This window comes from Caulobacter sp. 17J65-9 (assembly GCF_010975005.1).
In the GTDB taxonomy this organism is placed as follows: domain Bacteria; phylum Pseudomonadota; class Alphaproteobacteria; order Caulobacterales; family Caulobacteraceae; genus 17J80-11.
This window is the reverse complement of record NZ_JAAIVC010000203.1, coordinates 1-5,717: the sequence shown is the minus strand read 5'-3', so window position 1 is coordinate 5,717 and position 5,717 is coordinate 1. Positions and strand designations below refer to the sequence as shown.

The window sequence follows — 5,717 nt, the reverse complement described above, 5'->3', positions numbered from 1 at the left end:
GCCGGCGGGTCGGCGCGCTCTACCGGCGGGTCCGGGTCGAACACGGCGTGCGGGCCCAGCGGGCGGAGGTGCGCTTCGACGGCCTGGCCGGCTGCCTGCGCACGCCGGCGGGCGGCTCGTCGCGCCAGTTCATCGTCGTGGTCGAGAACGGCGCCGTGCGCGCGCGCCTGCTGACGCCCCGGGAAGCAGCCCGGCTGATGGGCCTGCCGGACGATTACCGCCTGCCGGCGGCGACCACCGCTGCGCTGAAGGTGGCCGGGGACGGCGTGGCCGTGCCGGTCGTCCGGGCCCTGGCCGCCCAGGTGCTGGAGCCGCTGCTGTCGGGTCCGGCCGCGCAGGCCGCCTGAGGAACCGGCCCTGGTCCCGGTCGCTTAGCCGCCCGATGAGCTATCTCTTCCTCGCCCTGGCCATCGTCTGCGAGGTCGCGGCCACCTCGGCGCTGAAGGCGTCGGAGGGGTTCACGCGCCCGGGACCGTCCGTGGTCGTCGTGATCGGCTACGCCCTGGCCTTCTGGCTGCTGTCGCTGACCTTGAAGACCGTGCCGGTCGGCGTCGCCTACGCGATCTGGAGCGGGGTCGGCATCGTGCTGATCGCGATCATCGGCGCCGTCCGGTTCCGCCAGCCCCTGGACCTGCCGGCCATAGCCGGCATGGTCCTGATCATGGCCGGGGTGCTGGTGATCAACCTGTTCTCGAAATCGACCGTGCGCTGAGCGCCGCTCAGAGGAACAGCTTCCGCACCGCGAAATCACGGGCGGCGTTTTCACCGTCCCTCAGCAGGTTGCGGCCCTCGCGGGCGCGGCGGGCGGCTATGGCCCCGGCGGCGAAGGCCGCCCCGGGCGCGGCGCCTTCGCACAGGCTGCGCACCAGCTTTCCCTGCGCGGCGACATCGTTCATTTCGCCCAACGCGTCCTGTACCGGCTTCAGGGCGCCGATGAAGGCTTCGGCCCGCTTGCGCCCCTTCGCGCCCGCCGCGAGGCTGCCGAAGAACTCGGCCCCGTAGCGCAGCTTCTTGGCCTGGATGCGCACCTGGTGGCGCGCCTCGGGCGTCAGCTTGTGCAACTGCGGCCCCTGCTTGCGCAGCTTCTTGCGCCGCCGCGTCAGCTCGTCGGCCGCCAGTTCGAGGACCGGCCGCTGGGCCGCGGGCGTCTCGCGCCATGCCCCGGCGTGCAGCCAGGCCAGGATGTCGAAGGTCAGGCGAACGAAGGCGGGATCCGACAGGGCCGCGACGGCGGCGTCGTAGGCGCTCTCACGTCGGCGCAGGAAGGCGGCGTTCAGCGCCTCCATCTCTTCCGGCTCGGCGCCGTCGGCGTGGAGCTCGCCCTCGAACACGTCCAGGTCGCGGGCGTCGCCCAGCGCGCCGGCCACCCGCTTCATCTCGTCCTTCAGGCGGATGGACTCCAGGTCGATGAACTGGGCCTTGAACAGCGACATGGCCGCCCGCAGGCGCCGCAGCGCCACCCGGGCCTGGTGCACCGCTTCCGGCGCGCGCCGCTCGCGCACCAGGCGCTCGTTGCGCAGCAGGTGCAGCAGGCAGTTGGCGCCGATGGCGGTGAAGGCCTCGGCCGAGCTCATCTTGCGGTCCAGCTCGACCGACGCCGCCTTGGCCGACGCGTGGGCGTCGCCGATCAGCTCGTAGCCGGCTTCCGACTTGGCCCGGACCGCCAGACGCAGCGGCACGTCTTCCAGCAGCCGGCGCGCGACCTTCAGCAGGTCCTCCTCGCGGCCCTCCTGCAGCTCCAGCTCCACCTCGATCAGCGGGGAGCGCAAGCCCGGGGCCTCGACGTGGCCCTCGTCCAGGGTGACCTCCAGGCGCGTGGCGCCCTCCTCCATCACCCGCGCGGCGCGCTCGATCACCACGGTGAAGCGCGGCTCGAGTTCGGGCGCGTGACCGTTGCCGGTCAGCTTGCGCACCAGGTCGCCGCCCGGAAGGCTCAGGTCCGGCGTCTCGCCCTCGATCGGCGCTTCCCACTCGCAGCGCTCGAACAGGCCCGCGCGCGCCGCCTTGGTCTCGGCCTTGATCGTCTGTACCCGGCCGCCGTTCACCTGGCGCACGCGCAGGCTGACGCCGGCGTGGTGCAGGGCGTTGTCGGCGGTGTCGAAATAGGTCGACGACAGCCGCTTGGCGGGCTCCGCTCCGGCGAACAGGGCGTGGCCGCGCAAGGCGGCCAGCTGGCCGGGCGCGACCTCCAGCTTCAGTTCGGTTTCGCGCGGCGCGGACTCGGAAATGGCGGTCTCTCCCAGGTTGGGAAAGAGAACTTACACCGCCCCCGAAGGCGCTTCCAAATCGGCTGGACGCTCCGCGACCGGACGAAAATTCGTCAGGCGGCGGCCTTCTTGACCGCGCCGACGATGTCCTTGACCACCTGCGAAACCAGCTTCTCGTCGTCGCCCTCGGCCATGATGCGGATCAAGGGCTCGGTGCCCGAGGCGCGCACCACCACCCGGCCGGTGCCGTTCAGGCGGGCTTCGGCGTCGGCGATGACGTCCTGGACCGACTTGGTCTCCAGCGGCTTGCCGCCGGCGAAGCGGACGTTCTCCAGCTTCTGCGGGACCGGGTCGAACTGGCGGGCCAGCACGCTCATCGGCACGTCCGACTGGACCAGCACGGCCAGCACCTGCAGGGCCGACAGCAGGCCGTCGCCGGTGGTGGAGTAGTCGTGCAGGATCACGTGGCCGGACTGCTCTCCGCCCAGGTTGAAGCCGCCCTCGCGCATGCGCTCCATGACGTAGCGGTCGCCGACCTTGGTGCGCTCCAGGGTCAGGCCCTGGCCGGCCATGAAGCGCTCCAGGCCCAGGTTCGACATGACGGTGGCGACGACGCCGCCGCCCTTCAGCAGGCCTTCCTTGGCCCAGGCCCCGGCGATGATGGCCATGATCTGGTCGCCGTCGACCACGTGGCCCTTCTCGTCGCAGATCACCAGCCGGTCGGCGTCGCCGTCCAGCGCGATGCCGATGTCGGCGCGGTACTTCTTCACCGCCTCGGCCATGGCGTTGGGGTGAGTGGAGCCGCACTCCTCGTTGATGTTGCAGCCGTTCGGATTGACGCCGATCTCGAACACCTCGGCGCCCAGCTCGTAGAGGGCGGTGGGGGCGACCTTGTAGGCGGCGCCGTTGGCGCAATCGATCACCACGCGCAGGCCGTTCAGGTTCAGCTTCTTCGGGAAGGTCGCCTTGGCGATCTCGACGTAGCGCGCCTGGGCGTCGTCGATGCGCTTCACCCGGCCCAGGGACGAGGGCGCGGCCAGGCCTTCCTGCAGGCCGTCGTCCATGTGCTTCTCGATCTTCAGCTCCATGGCGTCGGACAGCTTGTAGCCGTCCGGGCCGAACAGCTTGATGCCGTTGTCCTGGTAGGAGTTGTGCGAGGCCGAGATCATCACGCCCAGGTCGGCGCGCATGGAGCGGGTCATCATCGCCACCGCCGGGGTCGGCAGCGGGCCGAACAGGCGCACGTCCATGCCCAGGCTGGTGAAGCCCGCCACCAGGGCCGGCTCGATCATGTAGCCGGACAGGCGGGTGTCCTTGCCGATCACCACCAGGTGGCGGCGCTCGTCGGTGGAGCGGAACAGCTTGCCGGCCGCCAGGCCCACGCGCAGCGCCACTTCGGCGGTCATGGGGTGTTTGTTGGCCTGACCGCGGATGCCGTCGGTGCCGAAGTAAGCGCGTTGCGTCATCAGGAGGTCTCGTAGGCGGCGCGAAACTTTGCGAAATGGAGATTTAAGTGCGCCGCCGTTTGCGAATGCTAAAGGCGTCGTCGCGGACCTAAACCGCGCTTCCATAAACCACGACGCCCGCCGCCGGAAAAGTCTTCCGCTCCGGGCGTCAAAGCGTCACCAAAAGCGGATCCAGCTCATGTGCGGCATCATCGGCATCTCCGGCGTCAGCCCCGTCGCGCCTCGCCTGATCGACAGCCTGAAGCGGCTCGAATACCGCGGCTATGATTCCGCCGGCGTGGCGTCTCAGGCCGACGGTTCGGTCGAGCGCCGCCGCGCGCCGGGCAAGATCCGCGCCCTGGAAGCCGTGCTGGCCGAGCGTCCGCTGCCGGGCGTGGTCGGCATCGGCCACACCCGCTGGGCCACCCACGGCGCGCCGAACGAGGCCAACGCGCACCCGCACCAGGCCGGGCGCGTGACCCTGGTCCACAACGGCATCATCGAGAACTTCGCCGAGCTGAAGGCCGAGCTGCAGGCCGCGGGCCGCGTCTTCACCAGCGACACCGACACCGAGGTCGTGGCCCAGCTGGTCGACCAGCGCATCCAGGCCGGCGACGAGCCGCTGGTGGCGCTGAAGACCGTGCTGGACCGCCTGCACGGCGCCTACGCCCTGGCCGTGCTGGTCGAGGGCTATCCGGACCTGGTCATGGGCGCCCGCCGCGGCAGCCCGCTGGTCGTGGGCTGGGGCGAGGGCGAGATGTTCATCGGCTCCGACGCCCTGGCCGTCGGTCCCTTCACCAATCGGGTGACCTATCTGGAAGAGGGCGATTACGTCGCCGTCGACCGCGACGGCGCGAAGATCTTCGACGCCGAGGGCCGTCCCGCGAACCGCGCTGTCACCGTCGTCTCCGCCTCGGCCGCCCTGGTCGAGAAGGGCGCCTACCGGCACTTCATGGAGAAGGAGATCCACGAGCAGCCGGACAGCGTGCAGCACACCCTGTCGGCCTACGTCGATCCGGTGGCCAAGCGCGCCCGCGCGCCCGGCGAGTTCGACTTCACCGCCATCGACCGCATCCAGGTCGTCGCCTGCGGCACCGCCAACTACGCCGCCCAGGTGGCCCGCTACGCCTTCGAGAAGTGGGCCGGCCTGCCGGTCGACGTCGAGATCGCCTCGGAATTCCGCTACCGCGAGCCGGCCGTCGGCGCCGGCACGCTGGCGCTGGCCGTGTCGCAGTCCGGCGAGACCGCCGACACCCTGGCGGCGCTGCGCTGGTGCAAGGCGCAGGGCCTGAGGACCGCAGCCCTGGTCAACGTGCACGAGAGCACCATGGCGCGCGAAGCCGACGCCATGTGGCCGACCTGGGCCGGGCCGGAGATCGGCGTCGCCTCGACCAAGGCCTTCACCGCCCAGGTCTCCGCCCTGCTGGCGCTCGCCGTCGCCGCCGGCGTGCAGCGCGGTCGCATCAGCCGCGAGCAGGAGATCGAGTTCGTCCAGCACCTGATCGAGGCCCCGCGCCTGATCGCCGAGGCCCTGGCCGCCGACGCGCCGATCCGCCAGGTCGCCCACGACCTGGCCAAGGCCCGCGACGTGCTCTACCTGGGCCGCGGCGCCATGTACCCGCTGGCCCTGGAAGGCGCGCTGAAGCTGAAGGAAATCAGCTACATCCACGCCGAGGGCTACGCCGCCGGCGAGCTGAAGCACGGCCCCATCGCCCTCGTCGACGAGGAGACCCCGGTGGTGGTGCTGGCCCCCACCGACGAGCTGTTCGACAAGACCGCGTCCAACCTGCAGGAGGTCGCCGCCCGCGGCGGGCGGGTGATCCTGCTGACCGACGCGAACGGCGCCGGCGCGCAGGCGACCACCCGGGTGGTCGAGGTTCCGGCCTGCCACCCGCTGGTCGCGCCGCTGGTCTTCGCCGTGCCGATCCAGCTGCTGGCCTATCACACGGCCGTTCAGAAGGGCACGGACGTCGACCAGCCGCGCAACCTGGCGAAGTCGGTCACCGTCGAGTAGGCGCGCGCTTTACTGCGCCGGCCTATTGGGGCGGCGTCGGCGCGTTCGTCC

The 5,717-nt window shown here is 71.1% G+C and carries 5 protein-coding genes; 3 read left to right on the top strand and 2 right to left on the bottom strand.

The genetic code is table 11. From position 1 onward, the window contains the following. Together G3573_RS19480 and G3573_RS19475 are read left to right on the top strand one after the other, a co-directional pair. The coding region (locus tag G3573_RS19480; RefSeq protein ID WP_163263341.1) for a DNA cytosine methyltransferase at positions 1 to 347 on the top strand (347 nt) is incomplete at its 5' end. 35 nt (positions 348 to 382) lie between these two features. Next, positions 383 to 712, top strand: a complete 330-nt coding sequence (locus tag G3573_RS19475) for a multidrug efflux SMR transporter (RefSeq protein WP_163263340.1) — start codon at positions 383 to 385, stop codon at positions 710 to 712. Between the two features lie 7 nt (positions 713 to 719). Here the strand turns inward: G3573_RS19475 and G3573_RS19470 are convergent, their stop codons facing one another. Together G3573_RS19470 and glmM are read right to left on the bottom strand one after the other, a co-directional pair. Then, positions 720 to 2,198, bottom strand: coding sequence for a CYTH and CHAD domain-containing protein (locus tag G3573_RS19470; RefSeq protein ID WP_276208754.1), 1,479 nt, complete (start codon positions 2,196 to 2,198; stop codon positions 720 to 722). Positions 2,199 to 2,320: 122 nt separating this feature from the next. Next, positions 2,321 to 3,673, bottom strand: coding sequence for a phosphoglucosamine mutase (gene glmM / locus G3573_RS19465; protein WP_163263338.1), 1,353 nt, complete (start codon positions 3,671 to 3,673; stop codon positions 2,321 to 2,323). A gap of 178 nt (positions 3,674 to 3,851) precedes the next feature. Between glmM and glmS the strand changes: the two genes are divergently transcribed. Then, positions 3,852 to 5,666: a glutamine--fructose-6-phosphate transaminase (isomerizing) gene (gene glmS, locus G3573_RS19460; RefSeq protein ID WP_163263337.1), complete on the top strand. Its 1,815-nt coding sequence runs from the start codon at positions 3,852 to 3,854 to the stop codon at positions 5,664 to 5,666. The last annotated feature ends 51 nt before the right edge of the window (positions 5,667 to 5,717 follow it).